Raw genomic sequence first — 26423 nt, 5'->3', positions numbered from 1 at the left:
AAATCATGACCGCAAAGCTTTCATTAGCCCCATCAACCCTAAAGTTAAAACCAATTAAAGGCATCTTAAAGCGTATTAACCAGCTCGCTCAACAAATGGCTAGCTTGTCTGATAAGGACCTGTGCCTACAAACCAGCCGGCTAAAAGAGCGCCTGGCCCAGGGGGCTAGCTTAGAGGCGATTCTCCCTGAGGCCTTTGCAACTGTGCGCGAAGCGGCCAAGCGGGTCTTAGGGCTCTACCCTTTTGATGTGCAGGTCCTAGGAGCTATTGTGCTACATCAAGGGCGCATTGCTGAGATGAAAACTGGCGAAGGCAAAACCTTAACAGCCACCATGCCCCTCTATCTCAATGCTCTGACAGGCAAGGGAGCGATCTTAGTTACGACTAATGATTACCTCGCTAAACGCGATGCCATGGAAATGGGCCCTCTCTACCACTTTTTGGGCCTTAGCGTTGGCATTGGTGTGGCTAAGGACAAAGACAAGAAGCTAACCGCCAAGCACAAAAGAGCCATCTATCAGTCTGATATTGTCTATACCACCAGCGCCGCGCTGGGCTTTGACTATTTAGCCGAAAATCTCGCCAGCTCTTGGCAGGACAAATTCCTGCGGCCCTTTCATTACATTATTGTGGATGAGGCGGATGCGATTTTATTAGACATTGCTCAGACCCCGCTGATTATCTCTGGCTCGCCGCGTGTCCAGTCTAATCTCTACCAGGTCTGCCAGCAGTTTGTCGATACATTGAGTGACAATAAAGAATATAAACACATCCAAGATAAACAGACCGTCTATCTCTTAGAGGCAGGTATGGACTGGGCAGAGACCTTCTTTGATGTGGCCGACATTTACAGCAAGGATGCTATCGAGCTCAATCGCCATATCAATCTCGCCCTACGGGCCAAGCACCTCTACCAAAAAGGGCGTGATTACGTGGTGCAAGATGACGAAGTTAAGCTCTTAGACAATCGAACAGGGCGGATTTTAGAAGGAACCCGCCTGCAATCAGGCCTTCACCAAGCAATCGAAACTAAAGAAGGCGTCAACAGGACCTGGGACAGTCGAGCCATGGCATCTGTCACCTACCAGAGTTTGTTTAACATGTTTCCAAAGCTCTCTGGTATGACAGGAACCGGCAAGGCAGTCGAAAGCGAATTCCTAGAAACTTACGGTATGGACGTCGTTCTTATCCCAACGCACCGGCCAATGCGGCGCAAGGACCTCCCAGATAAGATCTTTGTCACTCTACCTGAGAAACTCTATGCAACACTGGCTGAGGTAAAAACGCGCCACCACAAAGGACAACCGATTCTTTTGATTTCAGGTACCGTTGAAGTGGCTGAGATTTACTCTAACATGCTCTTACAAGAAGGGATTGCCCACTCGCTATTGACCGCCAACAACCTGGTCAAAGAAGCCCTCGTCATCCAAGAAGCCGGCCAGCGAGGTGCTGTTACCGTAGCAACTTCGCTAGCAGGTCGCGGGACTGACATCAAGCTAGGACCAGGCGTAGCCCAGCTTGGCGGTCTTGCGGTTCTAGGCACAGAGAGAATGGCCAATAGCCGCATTGATTGGCAGCTACGAGGACGTGCCGGCCGCCAGGGCGACCCTGGTATGAGCCAGTTTTTCGTCTCCCTAGAAGACGACCTACTCATCAAGCAAGGCCCCAAGTGGCTGGACACCTATTTTGACAAAAATAACCACACCAAGCGGGCAAATTATGGCCTGCCTTTGGCTGGTAGACGCTTTAGGCGAGCTATCAAGCAGGCCCAGCTAAGAAGCGAAGACCAGGCTGCCAGCATGCGCTATCAAACGGTCCAATTTGACGAGGCGCTACGCATCCAACGTAAGCTCGTCTATGGCTTGCGCGAAGAGTTGATTCATAAGGAGCGAACCGTAGGACAAGAAGTCGCAAAGGTCATCAAGGAAATGGCGCACAGCTTTGCCACCAAGCGAAAAGGCCGAAGCAAAGGAACCTTAAAACGGCATATTTTAGAGAATTACAGCTACCATTTCAAGCACTTCCCTGATGGCTTTAATCCAGCATCTGACCAGGCCGTAGAAGACTTGCTCTGGCACTTGTATACTGAGGAGATGACCAAAAAGCAAAAACTCCTCAAGTCCAAAGCAAGCCAAGAAGAGTTTTTCAGACTTTGTGTCCTAAAAGCCATTGACAGCTCTTGGATCGAAGAAGTCGATCACCTGCAGCAGCTCAAAACAGTGGTGACCAGCCGGGCTTTCGCCCAGCGCAACAGCATGTATGAATATTACCAAGAGGCCTTTCGTTCTTATGAAAAAATGGCTGGCGCTGTCAAAGAAGAGATCGTGCGCCACGTCATGCTCAGCACCATTTTGGTGACAAAAGATGGAGAAAGATCTATTTATTTTGCATAAGCTCAAGGAGAGACATGACCATATATAATATTAATTTAGGGATTGGCTGGGCTAGTTCTGGAGTTGAATACGCTCAAGCCTACCGTGCCACCCTCTTTAGAAAGTTAGGGCTTGCTGCCAAGTTTATCTTTACCGACTTCATTACAGGAGAAAACATCCAGCACCTGACCCAGAACATGGGTTTTAAAGATGATGAAGTCATCTGGCTCTATAGCTTTTTCACCGATATTCCTATTACTGCCACCAGTGTGACACTGGCAGATGTCAAGACCGAGCTCATCTACCCGATCCAGCGAGAAGAGCGCTTGGGTAAGGTCGTTCGCTACTTTAATGATGACATGGATTTCTTTATGACCTGCTATTGTAACGACGAGACCAGCCACTTGGTCCAGCGGGTCGAGTATGTTTCTAGAGGGATTTTGATCCGCAAGGACTATTTCACCTCAACCCGCCTCTTTTCAGAATATTATGCCCCAAAAGATGGAAAAGCTACCGTCTATTTGCGGCGCTTTTTCAACCAAGATGGCAGCGTGGCTTATGAGGAAAACGTTGATGGAGTAGAGAGTATTTTTCGTTTCAAACAAGCCATCTATGATGACAAGTCGCAGCTCCTTAAGGAAATGCTCGCGCGACTGCAATTGAGTAAAAACGACCTGCTTATCTTGGACCGCTCAACTGGTATCGGACAGACCATTTTCCAAGAGCGTGGCCCAGCCAAGCTTGCTGTTGTCATTCATGCTGAGCATTTCAGTCCTCAGAGTGTGACTAAGGATACTATTTTGTGGAATAATTTTTATGAATACCAGTTTACCAATGCTGACAAGGTGGATGCCTTCATCTGTGCGACAGCCGGGCAAAGCCAGCTGCTAGCAGAGCAATTCAAGACCTATCAGGCTTGTGAACCCCGCATTGTCACTATTGCTGTGGGAAGTCTGCCCGCCTGCTCTTACCCCCAAAAAGCGCGCAAGCCCTTTTCTTTGGTCACGGCTTCTCGCCTGGCCCCAGAAAAACATGTGGATTGGCTAATCAAGGCTGTCATCAAAGCCAAGCAGCTACTACCAGAACTCAGCTTGGATATTTACGGGACAGGTGGCGAAGAGGCCAAGTTAAGGGAGTTGATTCAAAAACATCAGGCGCAAGATTACATCCGCTTGCTCGGGCACAAGCAAATGGCAGAGCGCTATCAAGCCTATGAAGTTTACCTGGCTGGCTCAACCAGTGAAGGCTTTGGCTTAACCTTAATGGAAGCTGTCGGATCTGGCTTAGCCTTAATTGGTCTGGATGTGCGCTACGGCAACCAGACCTTCATCAAAGACGGCCAAAACGGCTATTTGATTCCACGAAAGGAGCCTGATGATAGTAAGGTCATGGTTGAGGCCTTTGCCAAAAAAATCCTTGACCTCTACACCAAGGCCGATTTAGCTGCTTTTAGCCAGAAATCTTATCAGATCGCTTCTTCTTTCTTAGAAGCAGCTGTCATGCAAGACTGGCACGATTTTTTAAAGGAGGTGGTGGGCAATGATTAGACTCTACGACTGGCCCAGTCAAGAAACCTTTGATTTGGATTACTCTCTCAACCAAGCTGGTTTTTCGGGACCTTCTGTCGTGATTAACGACCATGGCTTTTTGCCGCAAAACATGGAATCGCCCTATGGCTATTTTTGTGGTATGCTCGGTCAAAAAGGCCGACCCCTCTATTTTAACCAAGTGCCCGTACCAGAATTCTGGCAGATCGCAGGCAACAATCTTCAAGCTGAGGTCCTAGATGGGGAGGTCAAACGAGCTAGTATTTTCTACATGGAGCCCAAACAAGAACGCCGGGTCAAAAATGTTGATTGGTTGGACCGCAAGGGCAAGGTCCGTTTTACCGATCATTTCAACCAATGGGGCTTACGATTTGCTCAAACGGCTTTTGATGCGAGCCAAACAGTCACTCTTAAAACCTATTACAATGCTGCTGGTCAAGAAATCATTGTGGAGAATTTTAAAACTGGTGATATTATCCTAAATTGGCAAAACAGCCAGTATTTCTTTAAAAATCGGGTAGAATTTCTCGCCTTTTACTTCCAAGAAAGGCAATTTGACACCGATGCTATCTGGTATAATTCACTGTCAACTCCCTTTTTTGTCAGCCGTTATTTAGCCAACCGCACAGCCCAAAAGGACATTCTCTTTTGGCAAGAAGAGATCACAGATGAGATTCCAGGCAATATGCGCCTCATCTTTGAGCAGCCAAATGAAAACACTCAGCAAGTCATCGTCCAAAAATACCGGACCTACCAAAGACTTTTAGACCTCTTGCCCTTGCAGCATCATGACAAAGTTCATTATCTGGGCTATATTTATCCAATTTCTAAGAGCGCTAAAGATCGCCACAAAGCCTTTATCCTGACCAATTCCGACCAGATTGAAGGCCTGCAAACACTGGTAGAGCAATTGCCACAACTGGATTTTCATATTGCGGCTTACACGGAAATGTCACCACGCTTGCTGGCCTTTGAAGACCAGGCCAATGTTTCTTTATATCCCAACAGCACAAGAAAGCTTGTTTTGGAAAAATTCAAAGATTGTGGCCTCTACCTGGACATCAATCATTACAACGAAGTTGATCATAGCATTCGCCAAGCCTTCGAAGAAGGGGCTTTGATCTTGGCTTTTGCCAACACTGTGCACCAGCCAGACCTCCTGGCGCCTCAGCATATCTTTGAGCAACCAGACCAGATGGTTTCGTGCTTGCAAGAGCTGCTGGCTGAGCCAGCATCCTTCCAGAAAATGCTGACCAACCAACAAGAAGAGGCCGAGGTGACTGATAGCCAGGCCTACCAAGAACTCTTAGCCACCCAAGATGACAGGCCCTTTGCCAATGTTCTTGGCATCCTTGAGACCTGCCAATTAATCAGGGAGAAGCAGCTTTCTGTAGTGCGCTTTGGCGACGGGGAGATTGACATCATGGCCGGACACAGTATCCCTTATCAAGCCTATCACGAGGACTTGGCTAAGCGTTTAAAGGCCATCATCACAAGGCCTAGCAATGACCACCTCTTAGTCTGTCTGCCGGATGTTTTTAGAGATTTACAGCGCTATACTCCCTCAGCTAGGCACTTTTGGGAGACGCATCTACAGCACTACAAAACGCTCTATCAAGGTCTTATCCAGTCAGATTGGTATGGCACAACCTTTTTATCCAGGCCTTATATTGATTTACAGGATAAAAAAGCAAGTCCTCTGTATTTTGCCGCATTAAAACAGCTCTGGCAGGATCAGCAGCTCCTGATTGTCGAGGGAGTCACCTCACGCTCAGGTGTTGGCAACGACTTATTTGCCAAAGCAAAAGCAATTAAAAGGATTATTTGCCCCTCACACCATGCCTATAGCCGGTATGAGGACATTAAAAAGGCTGTGCAACAACACGCTAAAGACCACCTGATCCTTTTGATGCTGGGCCCAACTGCCAAGGTCTTGGCCGCTGATTTGTCAGAACAAGGCTTTCAGGCCATTGACATTGGCCATATCGACTCAGAGTACGAGTGGTTTCAGCTAGGGGTCGATCACAAGGTCAAGCTAGGTCACAAGCACACAGCTGAATTTAACTATGATGAGGGAATTATTTTGGCAAAAGACCAGGCCTATCAATCACAAATCGTGACCGTCATTGATTAAGAAAAAGGTGAGTAGAAACAGATGAAAGTTCATATTACAAATTTGCACGGCATGGCCGCACAAAGCACCGCACAAATGGCTCAAAATAAGGTCGCCAAAATTGCGCGTGACCTTGGCTTTTATGAAATTGGTGTGTATTTTTTCGATACCAAGGCCGATTCCCCTTCTGAATTAGCTAGACGCATGGATGGCATGATTGCTAGTGTCAGCCAAGGCGATGTCTTGATTGCACAATTTCCCACTTGGAATTCCGTCGAATATGATGATGCCCTCATGACCCGCTTAAGCTTTTATGGCAACAAGGTCATTATCTTCGTGCACGATATTATTCCTTTGATGTTTGCCTCCAATCGCTACTTACTGCCAAAAGTCATCGCTACCTTAAATCGCGCAGCCCTGCTCATCCTACCATCCCAGGCCATGTATGACCTTTTAGTAACAGAGGGCTTAACCGTTCAACATTACTTGATTCAAGAACTGTGGGATTATGAAACAGACATCCCTGTTCAACCTGCCACCTATCAAAAGCTGATTCATTTTCCTGGTAATCCCAGCCGCTTTCCCTTTCTCCTCGATTGGCATGATGAGGTGAAACTGCAGCTTTATTCTAACGAGGTCATCTCTGAAAATGCTAGCTTGAAGCGATTTGACTGGCGACCAACGCAGCAGCTAATCATGGAAATGGCTCAAGGTGGTTTTGGGCTGATCTGGCACCGCGATGACGACTTAGAATACATGAGCCTTTATTGTCCCTACAAATTAGCCATCTTTATCGCAGCAGGTATCCCTGTCATCGCACGGCGCGGGATTGCCAATCAAGCTGAGTTAGAGAAAAAAGGCGTGATTATCGTCGTTGATACCTTAGAAGAGGCAGCAGATACCATCAAGCACATGAGCCCTGAAGTTTACAATAGCTACTGCCAAAATGTCAAAAAAGTAGCCAAGGTCACGCGCCATGGCTGGATAACACGGCAGCTATTGACCAAGGCCGTCTACACTGTCATTAATGAATAAGGAGGCCTGTCAGCCATGACCAAAAAAAATAAACTGCTAGAAGCAGACATCGCACATAAAATCAAAAAAGCCCGGCAAACAAGGCCAAAAGAAGACAAAGAAAAGAAATCCCTTTTCAACTTACTCATAGTGCTTTTAGTGACCATTGCCGTCCTCATCTCACTATGGGTCTCCCTCGGGGGCTAAAGACTTCTCTTTTATCCAGAAAAACATATAAGGAACGTAAAAATGCCAAAAAAAGCAGTTGTATTTTGTGGAGATTTTAATTCACATCTATGGCTAGAAACTGCCATAAAATCTGTTACCAGACATAATTCTCATATTCGTTTTTATATCATTAATGAAGATTTCCCCCAAGAATGGTTTGCTTATCTAAGAGAATACTTGGATCACTGCCACTGTGACATACAAGATATTAAGATCCCTCAGGAGTATGTCCAGGAATTAGCCTTGTTTGAGGGGACCATGCCCTATCAATCCTTCTTTAGGTTCCTCATTCCCTTATTTATTCCCGATGAAAAGGTTCTGTACTTGGATACTGATGTCCTTGTAACCCAGGATCTGGCACCGCTTTTTGAGATTGATTTGCAGGACAAACCCCTAGGTGCCATTAGGGAACCAGAAGGCACCGGGGCTTACCTTGGCCTTAAAGATTATTTTAATGCCGGTGTATTATTAATTAATAACAAAGCCTGGCAAGAGCAAAAGATCTATGAGCGCCTCGTCCAGACGGCTCATGAAAAACTGTCTGAGGTCCTCTATGCGGATCAGAGTATTTTAAATCTGACTTTTCAAAAGCAATGGCTACCGCTATCAAATACGTATAATTACTTAGTTGGCCTAGAGTTAAACTGGGCCTTAGATAAGCGACCTGATTTGATCGCATTTCGGGATAGCTACCCTGCTATTGCCCATTTTGCTGGCCCAAACAAACCCTGGAAAACCAAGCTCTATTCCCGCTTTCGGGACCTTTGGTGGCGCTATCATGATTTAAACTGGATTGACATTGTTCGAAATGTAAGCTTAGCGCCGCGGCAAACACACGATATTCTCTTATTAGTTTCTAGTGATCAGCTGCTTTATATCGAAGAGATCCTCCAGCAAAATAAAGAGGTCACCTTTCACATTGCCGCCCACACACTGATGTCACCCAAGCTCAAAAACCTCATTGCTCACAGCAACTGTAAGGTCTATGAAAGCATTTCAGATTACGCCCTTGAGGAGATTTTAGACAAGTGTCAAGCACTCTTAGAAATCTCACCCTTTGCCAATGTCAATCACATCCTAGAAAGAGGCCTGACCCTCAATAAAACCATCATCTCCTGGGAAGACTGCTGGATGCAGCCGCACGAGCAGGTCTTCTCATTAAAAGCAGGGGATCTAAAAGCGATGAAGGCAGCTATCAATCAAGCCTTAGCCCTGCCGCTTCCTTAAAAAGCGTAAGGTTTTGTGCCTGATCAAGCATAAAACAACAAGCAAAACCAAGGGTGGCACAAAGCCTGTGATGAGACAAAAGCACCAAGCGACGCGACACTTGGTGGAAGAATTGCAAAAAGGTTACCAGTCACTTCGGACAGAAAAAGGGGAGTATTTCAGCGGAAAACTTTTTAAAGGAGTTAGAAAAGGACTCTGATTGAGTACGCTGTAGGCTTACCCATACAAGCTAGAAGAGAGGCAAAAAAGCCGTTTTTTACAAAAGGGCACTGGGTGCGAGAGAAAATAATGCAGACTTGATAGTAGAAATAAATAAAGATATACTGTATTTATAAAAAATACATCAAGATGACCATGATGTCTGTACCTGTTGCCATAAGATTTGATAATGATTTAAATGCTCTCCTGACTAGAGTAGTCAAAGAACAACATACTACTAAAACTGATTTTATTAGACAAGCAGTAGTTGAAAAATTAGAAGATCTGTATGATATTGAAATGGCAGATAAAGCTTATCAAAAATGACTTGATTCTGATAAGAAAACGTATAGTCATGAAGAGATGATGAAACGTTATGGCTAAGTATACCGTTAATTATGCAGAAAGCTTTTTTGAGGACATGGAAAAAGCTAGATAAAGAAACACAAAAACCAATCGCTAAATGGATTGATAAGCATTTAGTAGGTGTTGATTTTCCGCGTTCGCCAGGAAAATACCTTACTGGAAAATTTTCAGGATATGTTCGGTTTAGAGTAGCTCATTATCGTATTATTGCCAAAATTGATGACGGTAACTTCGTCATTACTAATCTTCATGTAGGTCATCATTCAGATATTTACAGGAAGAAACAATAGCTAAAAATTATGAGCAAAAAATAAATCGCCCTTTCTAGCAGGTGCTCAAGTGTGCACACTTTGACCACTTTTTGAATTTTTGCTGCTTAAGACGGTATGATTATTACGGAGAACCAACTAAAAAAGACGTGCTCCCAGCACGACCCCGACAAAAACAAAATACGAATCGCCTTTTGAATTGGCTTCACAGTTGCCAAATTCAGCCGAGTCACAATAGAAAAAGTAAAAAAGACAAACTGGCTCATCCTCCAGTTTGTCTTCAATCTGAGGGCCTTTCTAAGGTCCTTTTTTAGGGTGGAAAATTGGGTGCGATTTTTCGATAGAAAACTCTAATATCTAAAGAGTACCAGGACTGAGCTGCACCCCAATTGTTAGATTTTTAGTCTAACTCTTTGTGAAGTAGGACACAAAAACCAGTGATTTGATTTATTTTTCATGAAGCAAGCGGCCAGCCATTTCATCCCGTAAGCTACTTCAAAAGCTTCTAAATTCAGACTTTCTTATCCAGAATAACCTTGTCTAAAGCGTTTCAAAATATCTTTTGGCGGACTTTTACGGTTTACCTGCAAGACGTGCTCCCTTGTATGGGTGCCTTTTGTTAAGGCATCTTGGAGAGTTGTTTTCTGAAAAGGTGTTAGACTAGGGTTTTGCAACAACTGCTCCACATCAGCAGCGCTTAGTTTCGTTTCCTCATCTTGAATAACCTTATACAAGTAACAAAACCATAAATCGCCGTCTCTTCTAGCCTGCTTGCTCTCCCCGTGTAATCATACCATCTTGTCATTAGTCATCCCCCTTAGTTTTTCTAGGGTTATAGCGCATCATCATCCAGAAGCTTTTTGCCACAGCAAAGGCTTTTAACCCTGCCATCTGCTTGGCCATATCATACTAATACAGCTTACCAACCCTATTATAATCCAGCCAGTCGCCTGTGTAAAATTGCACTGACTCACACATGCCTTTAACGCTTTGACATTTAACCAGCCACCTTTGCATTGTTTACTTTCTTAGATTTTATGGCAATCGATGAAATTCCAAAACCGATTTCAGCAAATCGCGGCAGCTCGTGTTTACAACTTCGTCAAAATCCCAAAACAGGCTCTGTCAATTCCAGAGAGGTCATAGTGAGTAAAAGTCTGCAACGAAAAACCGACAGAACCCAAAGCAAAACCTTAGAGTCTATAGATAAGTAACAAGTAACTCTTTACTGATATATAATCACTTCTGTTCCCTTTGCCAGTAAGGGTAAGCTTCCACCTGCCACATATAAAGTCCCTGGTAATAGCGAAGCAGGAACTTGATCAAAGCAGACACTGATATGCCCTAAGTCTGTTAAATTTTGTTCCACTAAACTGCCAACTGCCTTGACCTTATAAACAAAGCTGTCAATAGCTAAAGTGTCACCTACCTCTATCTTTGCTTTCAATTGCTGGTTGTCAATCATAAAGCAATAATCTGATAAATCTAGCGGAGCCCCCTCGCCAAACAGAATCAGCATATTAGCATCCGTAATCATTGTCTGAGCTTTTGGACCCACTTCCTTAACTTTCGTATAAAATTTTTCCACAGTTTTTTCCTTCTTGTTTCATAAATTATGCTAATACATTCCTATACTAGCAAGCCATGCTATAACTACCCGCGGTACTCCATTCAAAAAACGCGAATACAAAACAGAGGGAACTCCGACCTCAACTGTTTGCGAGTCAGCCTCTGCTAAGCCTAGTGCTACTGGGATAAAATCACAGCCGTTTTGGGTATTAATTGCAAACAAGGCCGGCAAAGCCATTTGTGGCGGGATATGACCTTTACCTATCTCTACCCCAATGAGAGTCCCAATAATCTGAGAGATAACTGCACCTGGTCCCAAGAGCGGAGATAAGAAGGGCAAGGAACAGATAAAGCCAATTAGTATCAGCCCCCAGATATTTCCAGCCAAAGGCACCATCAATCTAGCCAGCCATTGACCGACTCCAGACCCCTGGATAAAACCAATCAGTAAAGATACAAAAGCCATAAAGGGCAAGATAGTGTTAATTAAAGTCTGAATAGCTTCTCGAGCAGCTTGATTAAAGGTTGCAACAATTTTACCCGCTCCCATCCCAATTTTTGCGACAAAGCTAGTTTCTGCCTTTTGTTCCGTTATTTTTTTACGTGTATCATAAGTCAAGCTACCACTGTTTGCTGTTGGATTTTCTACTAAAACACCACTATCTGCCGTAGATGTAATTTGGTTTAGCCCAACTGCTGATACATAGATAGATTCATTAATATATTGGGCCAACGGACCACTCTTGCCAGTAGCAACAATATTAATCGTAGGAATTCCCTTCTTTGGATAGATTCCACAGCGCAAGGTCCCACCACAGTCAACAATAGCTAAGGCTATCTCCTCATCAGGGATAGATGTTTTAAAACCATTTACTGCCTCCATACCGGTCAATGCAACTATTTTATCAACGATTTCTGGCTTATCCCCACCACCTGTAATATAAATAAATTTATGCTTAGCTTCAGTCGGGGTAATCACCAGCGGACCACCGTAACCACCACTACCTTTGACAACTTTTATACTTTGATATGTCATGTGCAAACCTCATTTCTCTAATTCAATCGTCTTACTAAGTGTGACACCTTGTTGTTTAGAAACATAAGCAGTCGTAAAATCGGTGACCCAGCCACTTACAAAATTCATAAGTAAACCAACCAATAAATACCGGATAGCAAGTTCAATCTGACTTAAACCCAATGTTTTAATACCGGAAGCAATCCCCAGCCAGACAAATAATTCGCCAGGATTTATATGTGGAAAAACACCATTCGATGTATGACAAAATTGCATTTGTGAAGCCACATAGCTAGGCTTATAGTACTCCGGCATAAATCGTCCCATACTAATAGCCATTGGATTCCCCAACATAAAGGCTGATATAAAAGGCAAAATCATATAACGGCTGATTGGATTTCGAGCAGATACCTCTGCCAATTTATTTACTTTTTCCTCACCAAGAATTCCAATTAATGCATTCATTGCTACTAACAACATTAGTACTACAGGTACAATCCCTGTCATCCAACTAACAAACGTTTCACCACCTAATTGAAAAAGTTTCATGAATCCTTCTGCAAATTTTGTAATATAATCCATCATGCACTCCTTTTATTTTTTTAATTGTAATTTTAATTTTGTTAAGACATGTTTCCATTGTAGGCGGATATCAAAAGCTGATGCGACTTTTTCACTTCTTGGTAGTTGACTTGCTTCTGATCTTAAATATAGCTCTCGGGCATCCTCAATTGCAATCTGCAAGAGCTTATTTTCTTGGCGAACAAGTGGATTATACTGATCAAAATAATGAATATCCTCTCCCTCATATTGATTCAATTCCTTAAATTTTGCCCACACCGTTACACCTTGCATTTTCCTAGCTTGAAGCACCCTGCCATTAGGGTCTACAGCAAACATAACAATCGTTCCTGAACGAATTTTTCCTGCTCTTTTACCAATCACCACTTTCCCTCGTTTTCGTAACCCTGAGTAAGTTTCATTAAAGTGCTTTAATTGTCGAAAACTTAGAATTATTTGAAAAATATAGGCAAGTATCAGGATTAGTCCAAATATCACGATATGATTCATCAAAAAACCTCTTTTTCTTTAACAAAGTCATAAAAATCCCCTTCGCTGGAAATTTGTCGTAACTCCTCTTTGATAGCATCGTTGCTTGCTATTTTAAAAATATCGTCATAAAGTTCAATTAATTCTGACTCTATTTTAGGGGTTACTGTTTTGGGGATTGCTACCATAAAGATAAATTCAATGCTCTTATTGTTACTAACGTAAGCATGGTTTAAAAGGCCAAGCATAAGAACAATTTTTTCCTCCTTGTTATTGATGGTATGAGGAAAAGCAATTCCATTTTCAAACAAGGTAGACTGAATTGACTCTCTATCTAGTAACCTTTGATAAAAGTTGTCGTCTACCAGTTCCTCCATCACCAAATTATCTGTCATCTGCTGTAAGTACTCTGCATAAGAATGTTTGCAAGATAGCCTCAGAAACTTTAATACCGTGCTTTCCAAATGCTTTTTATGAAAAGTGGTCACTCTTTGCCATTCATTTTGGAGCCATTGATCATCAAATAAATTTGTAATCTGAACAATAGGAGATTGTAAGTGTTCAAATTTCAATGGAATGGTGGTGAATATTGCAAAGTAATTATCTTGCTCCGAAGTAAATGACTCTTCTGAAAATTGTGATATTTCGATTTCCTGCCCCAGTACCTGATTCAGTCTTTTGCAAATGATATTTGCAGTTCCCCTACCTGTCGTACACACTACTGCTATTTTCTTTTCGGTGGACCTATTAGAAAAACTAGGATTCCTCAATACCATTTCAAAATATAAGGCAAGATAACTCCGTTCAGAGAGTAAGAGTGGCTGACCAAATTCTTCTTCAAGCACTTCTGCTGCCACATTTGCCATCTCAAAGGCCAAAGGATACTTATCTTTGATTTCTCCTTGAAATATATCACCAAGGGGAACATGAAAGATAAGCCTATTAATCAGGTATTTTAGATGATTTTGAATATCACCATATAATAATTCCTCATCAAAAGTAACGAGCAATTTTGCTTTAATGTGCTTAACCAGCTTTAAATAAATGTGGTATAAATTGTCATTATCATCATTTTTATCTCCTAATCCATCAATATACTGGATTGTCAAGGGAAAATTCAAAAATGCTTGCTCATATTGACTAAGTGTTAACTTATAATTAATCTCCATATAGACTATTAACTCAGTCATTAAGGCATTTGAGGTAAACTCATTGGTAGAAAACGTCATAGGGCTAGAAATGAGATGCCCTGACGCCACTCTCTCGATAGTCAGAGAGAGTGATTTGGTCATTAATTCTTGTATTTTTCTAGGAAGGTGATATTTTTGATATAAATCAGATAAAAAAGCAATCGTTTCAGCGTTTATATGGTGTAGTTCGAAATAACTAAAAACATGATGAATATACATCAATCTTAGATTTAATTCAGAGCCTTCAACTTTAATACCATTATTTGGTTTACCGACAATAAAGCTGGAAAATTGATGAGCAATCTTTTTGACAGTTTTTAAATCTTTAATGACCGTTCCTCGACTTACCGCAATATCATCTGCCAAGTCGTCAATACTAATATAATTGTCGCTTTCGATGAGACGCTTAATAATATAGGCTACTCTTTTACTAGCTGAATTGAAATCACTTTTTCGTCTTAAGCTGCCTTGCAATATTGTTTCTAATCTTGAATAATCATATACATGTAAATGATAGTTACTATGATTTAGTATAATCTCTGCATCACCATCTAACATGTCATTTAATTGGGCAATTGTTTTCACAAGTGTTTGTTGACTGATTCCTAGCTCTTGTCGTAAATGTTCAATTTCCACTTCATGTGCACTTACTAACAATTCTAATATCTGATACCAACGATTAACTAAAGTCACCCTTATATTCCTTTTTCTTTACGAATCACCCTCGAGTTTTTCCACCAGCAATATTGGTAGTCACTCCCGTAATATAACTTGAACGATCAGAAAGATAAAATGCAACTAAATCAGCCACTTCTTTTAATTTACCACTTCTTCCAAGCGGTGTCGTACTGGTAGAAGCATAGCCTGCTCTTATTTCGTCAACAGTTTTACCTCTAGTATATCCTAATGCTTCTTCGTATGCCAAAGTTCTTAATCCTGTTGCCTCCATAATGCCCGGAGCAACACCTACAACACGAACCCCATACTTACCTAATTCTTTTGCCCAAGAACGCGTGTAGCTATAAACAGCAGCTTTTGTTGCAGCATAGGCACTTTGACCTTCTGACCCTTCTAAACCTGCTTCAGAAGCCATATTAATAATCACACCTGATTGTTTTGCAACCAGAATTCTTCCGACTGCTTGACTAACTAAAAACATTCCCTTTTGGTTGATCATCATAATCTTTTCAAAATTTGCATCATCTAATTCAAATTGCCCATGGGGGTGTTTAGCATCTACTAACAAACGGGGGATATTAATTCCAGCATTATTAACAACGGCATCAATCGTACCGAAAGTTTCTACCGCTGCTTGCACACCATTTTCCACTGCTTCACGATTAGTAATATCAACATTTAGGTAAAGGTAATTATCATTCTTTAAATCATTATGCTTAACATCAAAGTTTATAACATTTACTTCTAGATGTAACAATTCCTCTACAATTGCTTTTCCTATTCCTGATGATCCCCCCGTTATCAGTACCGTTTTACCTTTAATATTTAACCAGTCAGTCATATGTGCCTCCTTAATTTTTGATAGTTTTATTTTAAAACGCTTTCATTTTTTTATTAATACAGATATTTTTTTGAAAGGAAAAAAAGTTCTGTATTAATGCAACACTTCTTTTGTTAGCTGGAGCAAACACTATCAAAACTATTTTAGTCTGACAACAATACCACTTACAAACATATTTAGCTGCCCCCTAGCACTCAAAAGCTGACCTTAGTAAACTGCGGTATCTAACTTTTGCACTTGACAAGCCAAGCGGCCAAGCGGGCTACTGAACTTAGCACACAGACCCAAAAACCCTTAGGTCGTCAAAGGACCTAAGGGTTTTCTTGCTGTTATGACTAACTAAGCTAACTGACAGCTTAGAGGCGGGCATTTAGTTCAGCGCCAAGCTCTTCAAAGCCTGGTTTGCCTAGCAAGGCAAACATGTTTTTCTTGTAAGCTTCAACACCTGGTTGATCAAATGGATTAACCGCATTGAGGTAGCCAGACAAACCAATTGCTAATTCAAAGAAGTAGATGGTGTACCCAAGTGTGAACTCGTCTTGTTCTGGCAGGGTGATAAAGGTATTTGGCACGCCACCATCTGTGTGGGCCAAAAGCACACCATCAGTGGCTTTTTTGTTGACAAAGTCAACATCCTTACCTTGGAGGTAACCAAGGCCATCTAGATCCTCAGCCATCTCTGGAATAATGACGTTTTTACGTGGTTTGTCCACGCGCACCACCGTCTCAAAAATGTTGCGGTAGCCTTCTTGGATAAATTGGCCCAAAGAGTGCAGGTCAGTTGAGAAGTTAGCTGACGTCGGATAGATACCTTTTTGGTCTTTTCCTTCTGATTCACCTGCCAATTGTTTCCACCACTCACCAAAGTATTGAAGGGATGGTTCGTAGTTAGCAAGGATCTCAGTCACATAACCTTTACGGTATAAGATATTGCGGACCACAGCGTACTGGTAAGCAATATTATCAGCGATTTTGTCTGATGATAATTGCTCGCGCGCCGCATTAGCACCTGCCATTAGCTGGTTAAGGTCAGCACCAGATGCAGCAATCGGCAGCAAGCCTACAGCTGTAAGGACCGAGAAACGTCCTCCAACATTATCAGGCACAACGAAGGTTTCCCAGCCATTAGCATCCGCTTCGACTTTGACGGCACCTTTCACACGGTCTGTCGTTGCGTAAATCCGATTATTGGCTTCTTCTTGACCGTATTTTTGCACCAAGAGCTCTTTAAAGACACGAAAGGCAATCGCTGGCTCTGTAGTTGTTCCAGATTTTGAAATCACGTTCACTGAGAACTCTTTATCTTGCACATATTCCACAAGATCAGCAAGGTAGGTTGATGAAATCGAATTACCAGCATAGAGGATTTGTGGCGCCTTGCGCACACCAGCCGCTTGCAAATTAGCAAAATGATTGTTTAAAAAGTCAATAGCTGCTTTAGCACCTAGGTAAGACCCACCAATACCAATAACCACAAGCACCTCACTGTCAGATTGGATTTTCTTGGCAGCTGCTTGAATGCGTGCAAATTCGTCCTTGTCATAGTTTTCAGGAAGGTCTAACCAGCCCAAAAAATCAGCCCCTGCCCCTGTACCTTGACGCAACATCTGGTCGGCTGCCGTCACTTGTGCTTGCATGTAGTCCAATTCGTGTGTGGCAACAAATCGGCCCAAAACTTTGGAATAATCAAATTGAATGTGTGACATAATATACCTCTTTATCTTTTTTGCGTTCCTTATTATAGTAACTCTTTAGGGACCTTTTTTCAAGTTTTGAATAGGCTTTCACAAAATGCTTGCCAAATTTTCAAGCATTTTCAAAAAGTCAGCCCTGCTGACTGGCTAGCTATGATATAATGATGTCATACGATACTTTTTTATTATTTAGGTCATAACATGAAACAAAAACTATCAATCCTTCTTCTCCTGCCCTTGCTCATGTTTGGGATGATTGCTTGTCAGCAAAAGGACAGCCGACAGATGAGCAAAGCCAACCCGCTGGCTCTACAAGGCAAAGCCAGACAAACCACCCTCAAAGAAGTTGAGCACCATTACTACTATCAACAGCTCAGCCATTACCAAAAGGAAAATTACCTTATCTTACGCCAAAAGGCGCGCCATTATCACGACACCATCCACCTTGCGCCTGATAGCCACCAGGGGCTCCTAAAGACGCTCGATGCCTTTATCATGGACAATCCTGACTTATATTGGCTGACAGGCTCTAGCTACCAACTTGAGGAAAACAAGGATGAGGCCTTTATATCCTTTAAGGTTCCCAAAGAGGCCAAAGCCAACTACCAAACCCTGCAACAGCTAGGCGATCAGATCGTTGCCTTGGCACCCCAGCAAGACGACTACCAAAAAGTGGCTTATTTTTACAACTATATCATTGATCATACAGAGTATAATAGCAAAGCTTTAGAGCAAGAGCAGGCGGGTAACCCAGCATTAGTGGCAGCCAATCAGGACATTAAGAGTGTCCTCATGGATCATTTATCCGTCTGCAATGGCTATGCGCAGACCTTTCAATTCCTCTGCCAAAAGGCAGGCCTAGATGCCATCTATGTCCGCGGCCGCGTCCAGTCCAGCAGAAACAAACAAGACATTAACCATGCATGGAACCTGGTTAAGATCAACCATACCTACTACGCCGTTGATACCACCTGGGGCGATCCCACTTTTAGCCAAACCGTTTCTGGCCAAGCAAAACTCCAAGTCCCTAACAAGGGACAATTCCTCTGCCTACCAGATAAACTCATGGAACAAACCCACCAAGCCAACCTCAAACTGGCCATTAAACCCAATCAAACAAAAAAAGACAGCAAAGAAGATGGCGACGTGTGGACCCTGCCCAAATGCCCAGACGACTCCCTACTCTTTGCAAAACAGCATCATTTTTACCTAGAACACTTCGAACAAAGCCAAGCCCTCACCCTATTAAAGCAACAGTTAGCCAAAGGCGAAGCAACGCCAAGCATCCAGGTAGCAAACCCAGATGACTATCATCGCTTAGAACGCTCCTTGACCCACAATGCTACCAGCTACCACGAGCTCTTTCAAGCCTATTGGCCTAACTACCATGGCTTTACCTACCTCTCCTCACCAGAAACCAACAGCATGACCTTTTTTAACCACTGATGGCCCTGTAGAAAAATAAAAGCAGTCACAAAGACCAGGTAGCAAGAAAGCTTAGCAAGGCTGATGTTGTGTAAAGCAGAGCTTGACACCACACCCCACGATATGAACAAGACTTACTACACTTACCCAGCAGCTCCCAACGACTGCTGGGTTTTTGGTGCTCTTGCCTATCAAAAACACAAAAATCTGCCAACACAGACTGAACTTCTTAGCTATATAAAAAATGCGTAACAGCATCTTAACTGTTACGCAATAATAAATTGTTGAAGTCACCACAGAGCAGTTGATTTTGGCAAAATAATTCGGTAAACTATTTAAAATATCCATAAATTTAAAAAAGTTGGTGACAATATGGAATACAAACCGCTAAAAATCACGAAATATAGCAATGAAAGCGACTACGAAAGTGAGTACAGTAAAAGAATTAACAGTTTTGGAATTATAAAAACTAAAATGTATCCTACTCTCATGAAGCGAGGGGTAAACAAAGGCAGAGATTTCCCTCTTTTTGTAGTTCCATTGTTAGAACTTCAAATAATAACGCAACAAATACAAGAAAAATCAATAATAATAAAAGAACTAGCCGATCAATTACCCGAGGTTGCAAAACATCAGTTTTACAAAGAGCAATTATATAAAGCTATCATAAATACAAATGAGATTGAGGGAGTCAAAACGACTAGAAGAGAAGTCTCTGAGGCATATAATGCAGTGCTTAACAGAAGTCAAAATGAAAAAATTAGACTTCTCTCAACAGTAAGGATGTATCATGATATACTCCTAAATAATGTTTTAAAAATAGATAGTATAGAGACCATAAGAAGTATTTATGATGAGTTAACAAAGGGAGAGATTGAAAAGGGCAACGAACTTGACGGTGACTATTTCAGAAATGATTATGTTACTATTTTAGACCAAAACTCTGGAAAGTTAGAACACCTCCCACCCGTTAAGGAAACAACTATTATGTTAATGTTAACCAGTTGGCTAACGTTTATTAATGACAAAACCATTCCATTTTTAATAAAAGCAAGTTTAGCCCACTTTTTCTTTGAAAATGTTCATCCGTTTTATGGTGGAAATGGAAGAACAGGACGCTATATTTTATCTAGGTATTTGTCTAGAAAATTGGATATTTACTCTGGACTTGTCATTTCTCAAAAAATTAATGAAAATAAGAAAAAATACTATGATGCTTTCAAAATAACGGGTGATTATGATAATAGAGCTGAAGGAACTTTCTTCGTTCTTTATTTATTGGAATTATTAAAAGACGGTCAAGATGATATAATAGGCATACTTGATAATAAAAAAGCCATTCTAGACGATGCTTTTAACACTCTTGAAAGCAGGGATGATTTGACACCTATTCAAAAGCATATCTTATTTTTAGTTTTTCAATCAACTGAATTTGTAGATGATCCTAAAGAAGGCATTAAGGATAACGAAATAATAGACATCTTATCAAGGACATATCCCAAGAAAACGATCAAAGATAACATAAAACGCTTAAGAGAGAACACTATTATCACTAAAACCACTAAAGCTCCTAGCCGGCATACGCTGAATTCTGTAAAATTATTTAACGATTAGAAAAAGCACCTGAACTGTACTGACCCCAAAAAGTTGGACACAAAATCTAACGATTGGGGTGTAGTTCAAACCGGTGCTTTTAAAATGTACAAAAAAGAGCACACACTCGACATCGCTTAGGGCTGCTGGATTCCTCCCCTGACCCGCTTCACGCACAAGTGTTGCTCCATTTATTATTATAGCGCATTGTGCCAGCTTTTGCAAACCTAAAACATCCCAGCCACACAAGCCCAGCCGCCCCGAGCTCAAGAACTGCTCTGCTTTTTTAAAAAAGAGCAGCTGCTCCTTGCCAGACTCCCACAGAATTGACCTGAATAAAGTCCCAAACCTCGCTGCCACCAACCAACCGAAACCCAGGACCAACCCCCGAAACAGCAGCTCCTAGCCACCTTCGCCAAAGCCCTCATCTACAGCTCTGTTCATCTTTTTTAAAAAAATGTACTGCCTGACCTTGAATATATATATATATATATATACTGATGGGTGCTATAAATGAAAAGGAGATTAGAAAACATGGCAAAGCACCATTGGAGCAAGAAGGCGGTCCTAGCCACGCTTGTCATCAGTGCAGGATTATTGAGCGGACAGGGAAGTGTACGAGCGGAAAATCCAGAATTAAAGCAAGAAAAAGAGTATACAAAGAATCTAGTGACTAGATTGAACAATCTTTCAAATCGATTAGAAAATTCGCAAAATATTGCTAATGGTATAAAAAGAGGAATACAAAACGTTGATTTAAAAACTTTAAGGGCTCAAAATAAAAATTTAAAAAGTGAATTAGATGATATAACTAATGAAGAGGCATTGCTTATAGCTCGAAGCGCTTTTGATTTTGCCCTAGATGAAATAAAAAAAGAAAAAGATGCAGTTTCCAAGCTTACTGCTGAAAAAAACAAGTTAACTGAACAAGACAAAAAAGTTCAAGCTGAGTTAGAAAGTTCCAAGAAGGCAAATGCTGAATTAGATGCCAAAATGAAAGACTTACAAGCAAAGTCTGAACACACTGAACAGTCTTTAAAAACAAGTCAAGAGCAAGTAAGGGAACTTAATAAGCAAATCACCGAATCAACTAAACAAAATCAAGACTTAACATCTAAGCTGGAGAAAGAGGAAAAAAATCTAGCTAACCTTAATCAAAAGCTTCAGGCAACAGAAGCTGCTAATACTCAAAATGCTGAAGCAAAAGCTAAGCTGCAAGCTGAATTAGAGACTAAGAAAACTGAGGTCAGTGACTTGCAAGCTAAGGTAGAAGAAAGCCAAGCAACTGTTAACAAGCTAACCTCTGAAAAGCAAGCGGCTGAGAGTCAGGTTTCTGCCTTAACTGCTGAAAAAGAGCAACTCACCAAGGACAAGGCTACTATCCAAGAGCAGCTGAACAGTCAGACCCAACTGAGTGAGCAAGAAAAGGCTAACTTGGATGCGAAAATCAAAGATCTTGATAGCAAAATCAAGGCTAAAGACTCTGATATTAGTAAGCTACAAGAGCAGTTAAACACAAGCACGCAAAAAGTCAAAGATACCGAAACTAAATTGGCTGACTTAGCGGCCCAAAAAGCTCAAGTCGAATCTAAACTTAAGGACTTAAGTAGTCTCAGCTCCGAAGAAAAAGCCAAACTGCAAAAAGAGTTAGATGCTTTAAATGCTCAGCTGAACACTCTTAAAAAAGAGCAGGACAAAGCTCCAAGCACTCCGGAAATGCCTAAGGTTCCTGAGACTAAGCACGAGGAAAAACCAGCTGAGCCGAAAGCTCCAGAAACACCTCAAGTCAAGCCTGAAACAGACAAAGACAAACCAGGTCAAGCGGCTCCGCAAACTGAGCCTAAAAAACACAGTATTCCTTGGACAGCGTTGACCCCAGCGACTCCAAGCACGGATGCTAAAGGAATTAGAGCCAAGAGTGACAAAGACGGCAAAACCACACCAGCTGACAAGCAAAACAAGAGGAAGGTAGCTTCTACTAGCACACCAAATCCAGCAGCACATACTGCTAAGACAGCACCAATGCAACACATTGCTGCGTCATTGCCACAAACGGGTGACAGTGTCAACCCATTCTTCACTGTGGCAGCCCTATCTGTTATTGCTTCTGCTGGTGTACTGGCGGGCAAACGCAAAGAAGACTAGACAGATTTAAACTACATTTCTACTCCATAAGATAAAACCTTAGTGATTAACAAAATGACTTTCCACACTTCCCGTGGAAAGTCATTTTTGCTTGCTTTAACTGCTGCTGTGATTCCTCAAAATCCCTTCATATAAGCATTTAAAGCGCTTCCTAACGCTTTAATCATAACTTTGCAAGCCCGGCAATTCCTGACCTTAAGTATATATATATATATATATATACTGGTGGTTGCCGTAAAAAGCTTAGAAATGAAAAGGAGATTATATTAATATGGCAAAGCACCATTGGAATTGGACAAAAAAGGCGGTGTTAGCGTCACTCATGTTGGGAGCAAGTGTGTTGGTGACCAGTACAGGGGTAAGTGCAAATGATTCAAAATTTGAATTAGATGAAAACACTAAGAATCAACGATTTGATAAAAACGTAGACATGTTATCGCCTTTCTCCAGTAAAGAAAATACCATCAAACGTACAAATGAAATTCAAAATATCCTAACAGCATTTGATACAGAGGAATTATTAAATTTACTAAAAGACTTGTTAGGTTTAAATTATGTATATGGTCAAGATTTTCTAACCACTTTAGAATTTATTGAAGCCCCTACTCCATTCTCAGAAGAAGGTCAACGTGAGACACGTCATGGGTTTGGGCTAAAAAATTTAAAAACGTCATCAGGGCAAACAGATTTTTCAGAACTTTTGCAAGAAGAAATCTTTCGTCGCCTTAAAGACTATGAAAAAACTATTGATAACGCTAAAAACCTAAGTAAAAAAGGCAAACAAGTAGAATCTGAGCTTGAAGCTGCTACCGAAAAGCAAAATCAACTAAAATCTGAGATTGAAACTCAGAAAAACGATTTAACGGCACTCAATACCAAGAACAATGATCTCACTACTGAACTCGCTCACTCCGAAGAAACTAACTCTGACCTTCAAACTAAAATGAAAGACTTAGAGGAGCAATCAAAACAAACTACAGAAAACTTAAAAGCTAGTCAAGAAAAAGTTCAAAGTCTTTCTGAACAAGTATCAGATTCCACAAAGAAAAATCAGGAACTCCAAGATCAACTCAATACTGAAAAGAATAACTTAGCCGCGCTTCAACAACGTTTCGATGCTGCCACAGAAGCTAATCAAGAAGAAAAAGCCCAACTTCAATCCGAACTAGAAAACAAGAAAACTGAAGTAGCTGAACTACAGGCTAAAGTAACTGAAAGCCAAGCAAGTCTTGATAAGCTAACTGCTGAGAAAACTGCGGCTGAGGCTAAAGTAGCTGAGTTAACAACTCAAAAAGCTGACATTGAGGCTAAACTTAAAGACCAAAGCAAACTTAGCGAAGAGGAAAAAGCTAAGCTTGAAAAGCAATTAGCTGATGTCCAATCTCAAATCAAAGATAAAGAAGCTACTATCAAGGGTCTTGAAAGCAAGCTGGCTGAAACTAAACCTGAGGACAAACCAGCTGAACCGAAGCAGCCGGAAAGCAAACCAGAAGTTCCGAATCAGCCAGAGGTACCGCAAGTGCCAGAGGTGGCACCGGCACCTAAGCCTGTGCCTGAACTGCCTAAAATTCCAGAAACTAAGCCTCAAACGCCGCAAACTCCAAAAGCTGACAAGAAACCAGGCAAAGGCAAATCAGCAGCACCAAAAGCCCACCACGCAGCAACGCCTGCTACTCCACACATGGCAGCACAAAACACTGCTGCGCAATTGCCATCAACAGGTGAAGCTACAGCTAACCCATTCTTCACTGTGGCTGCTCTATCTGTCCTTGCTTCTGCTGGTGTGCTGGCGGGCAAACGCAAAGAAGACTAGACAGATTTAAACTACATTTCTACTCCATAAGATAAAACCTTAGTGATTAACAAAATGACTTTCCACACTTCCCGTGGAAAGTCATTTTTGCTCGCTTAAACTGCTGCTGTCATTCCTCAAAACCCCTTCACAAAAGCATTTAAAGCGCTTCCTAACTACCTAGCCATATCTTTTAAAACCCAGCAATCCCTGACCTTAAGTATATATATATATATATATATACTGGTGGTTGCCGTAAAAAGCTTAGAAATGAAAAGGAGATTAATTTAATATGGCAAAACACCATTGGAGTAAAAAGGCGGTCCTCGCATCACTCATGCTAGGCGCAAGCGTTTTAACTAGTTCAAATATAAGAGCAGAAGAGAATTCACAATTTGAGATTGCAGATACCATCACTAACCAAGCATTTAATAATGATCAATTTATCTTTGGAACACTATCTGCCTCTCCGGATTCTTCAGAACGCACTAACAAAATTATAGATGCTCTTAAAAATATGAAAACGGCTGATTTGCTGGACTTATTTGGAAATATTATACATCCCAAACGCTATGCTGATACATTAAATAGTTTACAATTCATAGAATCCCCAAAGAAAGAAGATAGAAATGCCCAAGGTCTTTTAAGATACTATAATAATATCCCAGGCTTAGGTTTACTCCTATTAACCTCACCCAATAATGATAATAATCAGCGTACTGTTTCCTTTAGAGGTTTATTAGAAAGGGAAGTAGAACGTCGTCTTAATGGCTATGAAGAGGTTGTTGGTAATGCGCAGCAATTAAGCCAAAAAGGTAAAAAGATAGAAACTAAACTTACAGAAGCAACCGAGCAACAAAAACAACTTCAGGCTGAAATTAAATCCAAAAGAGATGAGGTCACTAGTCTTAATGCCAAAAGCACTGAGCTCACTAGTCAACTTAAGGATTCTAAGCAAACCAACAGCGACCTTCAAACGAAAATGAAGGACTTAGAAGCTCAATCTCAAAAGACTTCTGCTGATTTAAAAGCTAGCCAAGAAAAAGTTCAAAGTCTTACAGAGCAAGTCTCAGCCGCTGTACAAGAAAACACAAATTTACATAACAAGCTTGAACAGGAAAAGAAAAACTTCAGTAACCTTCAACATAAATTGACTAATGCTACTGAAGAAACTGCTGAACAAAAAGCTGATAAAGCGAAACTGCAATCAGAGTTAGATGCGAAAAAAGCTGAAGTTGATGGTCTGAAAGCCCAAGTTGCTGAATCATTTGAGAAACTTCAAGCTCTTGAAGAAGCGAAAAAAGAGGCGGAGGCGAAAGTTAACAGCTTGACAAGTGAAAAAGCTGACATTGAGACTAAGCTAAAAGATCAAAGTCAACTCAGCGCAGAAGAAAAAGCGAAGCTTGAAAAGCAATTAGCTGATATTCAAAGCAAAATCGCTGAAAAAGATGCCTCGATCAAGTCACTTGAAGGTCAGCTTGACGCCCTCAAACAGCAGGAGCATGACACAGCACCAAGTACTCCGGAAACTCCTCGAGTGCCTGAAGTGAACCCTGAGGACCAACCAAAAGCACCAAGCACACCAGAGCTGCCTCAAGCTCCGGAAACCAAACCTCAAGCTCCGCAAGCACCTGAAACTGGTAAGCCAGGCACACCGAAGAAACCGGAAATCAAGCCGGCTCCAACTCCTGCTATTCCGGAAGTGAAACCAAGCACACCACACACTCCGGAAAAACCAGGCAAGGCTCATCCAGCGGCGCCAAAAACCCACCACGCAGCAACGCCTACTACTCCACACACGGCAACACAAAATACTGCTGCGCAATTGCCACAAACAGGTGAAACTACAGCTAACCCATTCTTCACTGTGGCTGCTCTATCTATCATTGCTTCTGCTGGCGTCCTCGCCACTAAGCGCAAAGAAGACTAGTCAATTACCTTTCTAGCCACGCTATTGGCACAACCGCCACTCTTTTATAATCCTTTCAAAGCAAAAAAGGGGCTGCTCTCTCCTATCAGCCCTCACTCTAAAAACCAATTCCAATGACAAGCTTTCCACGATACCTAGCGTGGAAAGTTTTTTGCTTAGCTGGCTGT

20 protein-coding genes, 1 other RNA gene and 1 pseudogene are annotated in these 26423 nt (G+C 41.7%); 13 read left to right on the top strand and 9 right to left on the bottom strand.

Going from position 1 to position 26423, the window contains the following annotated elements:
• The first annotated feature begins 5 nt into the window (after window positions 1-5).
• The 8 genes and pseudogenes from secA2 (at window position 6) to K5J94_RS02745 (ending at window position 9355) form a co-directional block, all read left to right on the top strand.
• Window positions 6-2393 (top strand): accessory Sec system translocase SecA2, encoded by a 2388-nt coding sequence (gene secA2 / locus K5J94_RS02780; protein ID WP_221913457.1) that lies wholly within the window; start codon window positions 6-8, stop codon window positions 2391-2393.
• A gap of 14 nt (window positions 2394-2407) precedes the next feature.
• A complete protein-coding gene (gtfA, locus tag K5J94_RS02775; protein WP_221913455.1) occupies window positions 2408-3919 on the top strand; it encodes an accessory Sec system glycosyltransferase GtfA in 1512 nt (503 codons plus the stop codon).
• Window positions 3912-6053 carry an accessory Sec system glycosylation chaperone GtfB gene (gtfB, locus tag K5J94_RS02770; protein ID WP_221913453.1) on the top strand — a complete coding sequence of 714 codons (2142 nt, stop codon included), beginning with the start codon at window positions 3912-3914 and terminating at the stop codon, window positions 6051-6053. Before gtfA ends, gtfB begins: the two co-directional genes overlap by 8 nt.
• A 21-nt stretch (window positions 6054-6074) precedes the next feature.
• Window positions 6075-7067: a nucleotide sugar synthetase-like protein gene (locus tag K5J94_RS02765; protein ID WP_159565016.1), complete on the top strand. Its 993-nt coding sequence runs from the start codon at window positions 6075-6077 to the stop codon at window positions 7065-7067.
• Between the two features lie 15 nt (window positions 7068-7082).
• On the top strand, window positions 7083-7253 hold the full coding sequence (locus tag K5J94_RS02760) for a hypothetical protein (protein ID WP_159548434.1): 171 nt from the start codon (window positions 7083-7085) through the stop codon (window positions 7251-7253).
• A 42-nt stretch (window positions 7254-7295) separates the two neighbouring features.
• Window positions 7296-8501: a glycosyltransferase family 8 protein gene (locus K5J94_RS02755; protein ID WP_159565018.1), complete on the top strand. Its 1206-nt coding sequence runs from the start codon at window positions 7296-7298 to the stop codon at window positions 8499-8501.
• A 354-nt stretch (window positions 8502-8855) separates the two neighbouring features.
• Entirely contained in the window at window positions 8856-9026 is a 171-nt protein-coding gene (locus tag K5J94_RS02750) for a DUF6290 family protein (protein ID WP_221913451.1), read from the top strand.
• A 49-nt stretch (window positions 9027-9075) separates the two neighbouring features.
• Window positions 9076-9355: pseudogene (locus tag K5J94_RS02745) on the top strand (type II toxin-antitoxin system RelE family toxin).
• A 500-nt stretch (window positions 9356-9855) separates the two neighbouring features.
• Here the strand turns inward: K5J94_RS02745 and K5J94_RS02740 are convergent.
• The 8 genes from K5J94_RS02740 to K5J94_RS02705 all read right to left on the bottom strand — a co-directional run bounded on the left by K5J94_RS02740 (window position 9856) and on the right by K5J94_RS02705 (window position 17383).
• A complete protein-coding gene (locus K5J94_RS02740) occupies window positions 9856-10068 on the bottom strand; it encodes a hypothetical protein (RefSeq protein WP_231700369.1) in 213 nt (70 codons plus the stop codon).
• A gap of 491 nt (window positions 10069-10559) precedes the next feature.
• A complete protein-coding gene (locus K5J94_RS02735; protein WP_221913447.1) occupies window positions 10560-10922 on the bottom strand; it encodes a PTS glucitol/sorbitol transporter subunit IIA in 363 nt (120 codons plus the stop codon).
• A 30-nt stretch (window positions 10923-10952) separates the two neighbouring features.
• Complete coding sequence (srlE, locus tag K5J94_RS02730) at window positions 10953-11939, bottom strand: PTS glucitol/sorbitol transporter subunit IIB (protein WP_221913445.1); 987 nt, start codon at window positions 11937-11939, stop codon at window positions 10953-10955.
• 9 nt (window positions 11940-11948) lie between these two features.
• On the bottom strand, window positions 11949-12500 hold the full coding sequence (srlA, locus tag K5J94_RS02725; RefSeq protein WP_221913751.1) for a PTS glucitol/sorbitol transporter subunit IIC: 552 nt from the start codon (window positions 12498-12500) through the stop codon (window positions 11949-11951).
• A gap of 12 nt (window positions 12501-12512) precedes the next feature.
• On the bottom strand, window positions 12513-12989 hold the full coding sequence (locus tag K5J94_RS02720; protein WP_221913443.1) for a transcriptional regulator GutM: 477 nt from the start codon (window positions 12987-12989) through the stop codon (window positions 12513-12515).
• Window positions 12989-14851, bottom strand: coding sequence for a BglG family transcription antiterminator (locus K5J94_RS02715; protein ID WP_221913441.1), 1863 nt, complete (start codon window positions 14849-14851; stop codon window positions 12989-12991). Before K5J94_RS02715 ends, K5J94_RS02720 begins: the two co-directional genes overlap by 1 nt.
• Window positions 14852-14876: 25 nt before the next feature.
• Entirely contained in the window at window positions 14877-15677 is an 801-nt protein-coding gene (locus K5J94_RS02710; protein WP_221913439.1) for an SDR family oxidoreductase, read from the bottom strand.
• Between the two features lie 356 nt (window positions 15678-16033).
• Window positions 16034-17383, bottom strand: coding sequence for a glucose-6-phosphate isomerase (locus tag K5J94_RS02705; RefSeq protein ID WP_221913437.1), 1350 nt, complete (start codon window positions 17381-17383; stop codon window positions 16034-16036).
• 189 nt (window positions 17384-17572) lie between these two features.
• Here K5J94_RS02705 and K5J94_RS02700 point away from each other — a divergent pair, with 189 nt between their 5' ends.
• On the top strand, window positions 17573-18817 hold the full coding sequence (locus K5J94_RS02700) for a transglutaminase domain-containing protein (RefSeq protein WP_159565022.1): 1245 nt from the start codon (window positions 17573-17575) through the stop codon (window positions 18815-18817).
• Between the two features lie 351 nt (window positions 18818-19168).
• The gene (locus K5J94_RS02695; RefSeq protein WP_221913435.1) at window positions 19169-20410 is read left to right on the top strand and encodes a Fic family protein; all 1242 of its coding nucleotides are present in this window, start codon (window positions 19169-19171) and stop codon (window positions 20408-20410) included.
• Window positions 20411-20492: 82 nt separating this feature from the next.
• Here the strand turns inward: K5J94_RS02695 and ffs are convergent.
• An RNA gene (gene ffs / locus K5J94_RS02690) (signal recognition particle sRNA small type) lies at window positions 20493-20587 on the bottom strand.
• Window positions 20588-20923: 336 nt separating this feature from the next.
• On the opposite strand from ffs, the gene K5J94_RS02685 reads away from it, so the two are divergent.
• The 3 genes from K5J94_RS02685 (at window position 20924) to K5J94_RS02675 (ending at window position 26256) form a co-directional block, all read left to right on the top strand.
• A complete protein-coding gene (locus tag K5J94_RS02685; RefSeq protein WP_221913433.1) occupies window positions 20924-22534 on the top strand; it encodes an LPXTG cell wall anchor domain-containing protein in 1611 nt (536 codons plus the stop codon).
• Window positions 22535-22805: 271 nt separating this feature from the next.
• Entirely contained in the window at window positions 22806-24347 is a 1542-nt protein-coding gene (locus K5J94_RS02680) for an LPXTG cell wall anchor domain-containing protein (protein ID WP_221913431.1), read from the top strand.
• Window positions 24348-24618: 271 nt separating this feature from the next.
• Window positions 24619-26256, top strand: coding sequence for an LPXTG cell wall anchor domain-containing protein (locus K5J94_RS02675; protein WP_221913429.1), 1638 nt, complete (start codon window positions 24619-24621; stop codon window positions 26254-26256).
• The last annotated feature ends 167 nt before the right edge of the window (window positions 26257-26423 follow it).

Source organism: Streptococcus halichoeri, assembly GCF_019774635.1.
GTDB classification, from domain to species: Bacteria; Bacillota; Bacilli; order Lactobacillales; family Streptococcaceae; genus Streptococcus; species Streptococcus halichoeri.
The sequence above is the reverse complement of the archived record's forward strand: the minus strand, read 5'-3'. Positions and strand labels throughout refer to the sequence as shown.

Excerpts from the sequence above, each read along its gene's own strand:
- K5J94_RS02760 (WP_159548434.1), top strand. The coding sequence starts at position 7,083 with ATGACCAAAAAAAATAAACTGCTAGAAGCAGACATCGCACATAAAATC.
- K5J94_RS02755 (WP_159565018.1), top strand. The coding sequence starts at position 7,296 with ATGCCAAAAAAAGCAGTTGTATTTTGTGGAGATTTTAATTCACATCTA.
- srlE (WP_221913445.1), bottom strand. The coding sequence starts at position 11,939 with ATGACATATCAAAGTATAAAAGTTGTCAAAGGTAGTGGTGGTTACGGT.
- K5J94_RS02765 (WP_159565016.1), top strand. The coding sequence starts at position 6,075 with ATGAAAGTTCATATTACAAATTTGCACGGCATGGCCGCACAAAGCACC.
- K5J94_RS02700 (WP_159565022.1), top strand. The coding sequence starts at position 17,573 with ATGAAACAAAAACTATCAATCCTTCTTCTCCTGCCCTTGCTCATGTTT.
- secA2 (WP_221913457.1), top strand. The coding sequence starts at position 6 with ATGACCGCAAAGCTTTCATTAGCCCCATCAACCCTAAAGTTAAAACCA.
- gtfB (WP_221913453.1), top strand. The coding sequence starts at position 3,912 with ATGATTAGACTCTACGACTGGCCCAGTCAAGAAACCTTTGATTTGGAT.
- srlA (WP_221913751.1), bottom strand. The coding sequence starts at position 12,500 with ATGGATTATATTACAAAATTTGCAGAAGGATTCATGAAACTTTTTCAA.
- K5J94_RS02680 (WP_221913431.1), top strand. The coding sequence starts at position 22,806 with ATGGCAAAGCACCATTGGAATTGGACAAAAAAGGCGGTGTTAGCGTCA.
- K5J94_RS02750 (WP_221913451.1), top strand. The coding sequence starts at position 8,856 with ATGATGTCTGTACCTGTTGCCATAAGATTTGATAATGATTTAAATGCT.
- K5J94_RS02720 (WP_221913443.1), bottom strand. The coding sequence starts at position 12,989 with ATGAATCATATCGTGATATTTGGACTAATCCTGATACTTGCCTATATT.
- K5J94_RS02695 (WP_221913435.1), top strand. The coding sequence starts at position 19,169 with ATGGAATACAAACCGCTAAAAATCACGAAATATAGCAATGAAAGCGAC.
- gtfA (WP_221913455.1), top strand. The coding sequence starts at position 2,408 with ATGACCATATATAATATTAATTTAGGGATTGGCTGGGCTAGTTCTGGA.
- K5J94_RS02710 (WP_221913439.1), bottom strand. The coding sequence starts at position 15,677 with ATGACTGACTGGTTAAATATTAAAGGTAAAACGGTACTGATAACGGGG.
- K5J94_RS02685 (WP_221913433.1), top strand. The coding sequence starts at position 20,924 with ATGGCAAAGCACCATTGGAGCAAGAAGGCGGTCCTAGCCACGCTTGTC.
- K5J94_RS02675 (WP_221913429.1), top strand. The coding sequence starts at position 24,619 with ATGGCAAAACACCATTGGAGTAAAAAGGCGGTCCTCGCATCACTCATG.
- K5J94_RS02705 (WP_221913437.1), bottom strand. The coding sequence starts at position 17,383 with ATGTCACACATTCAATTTGATTATTCCAAAGTTTTGGGCCGATTTGTT.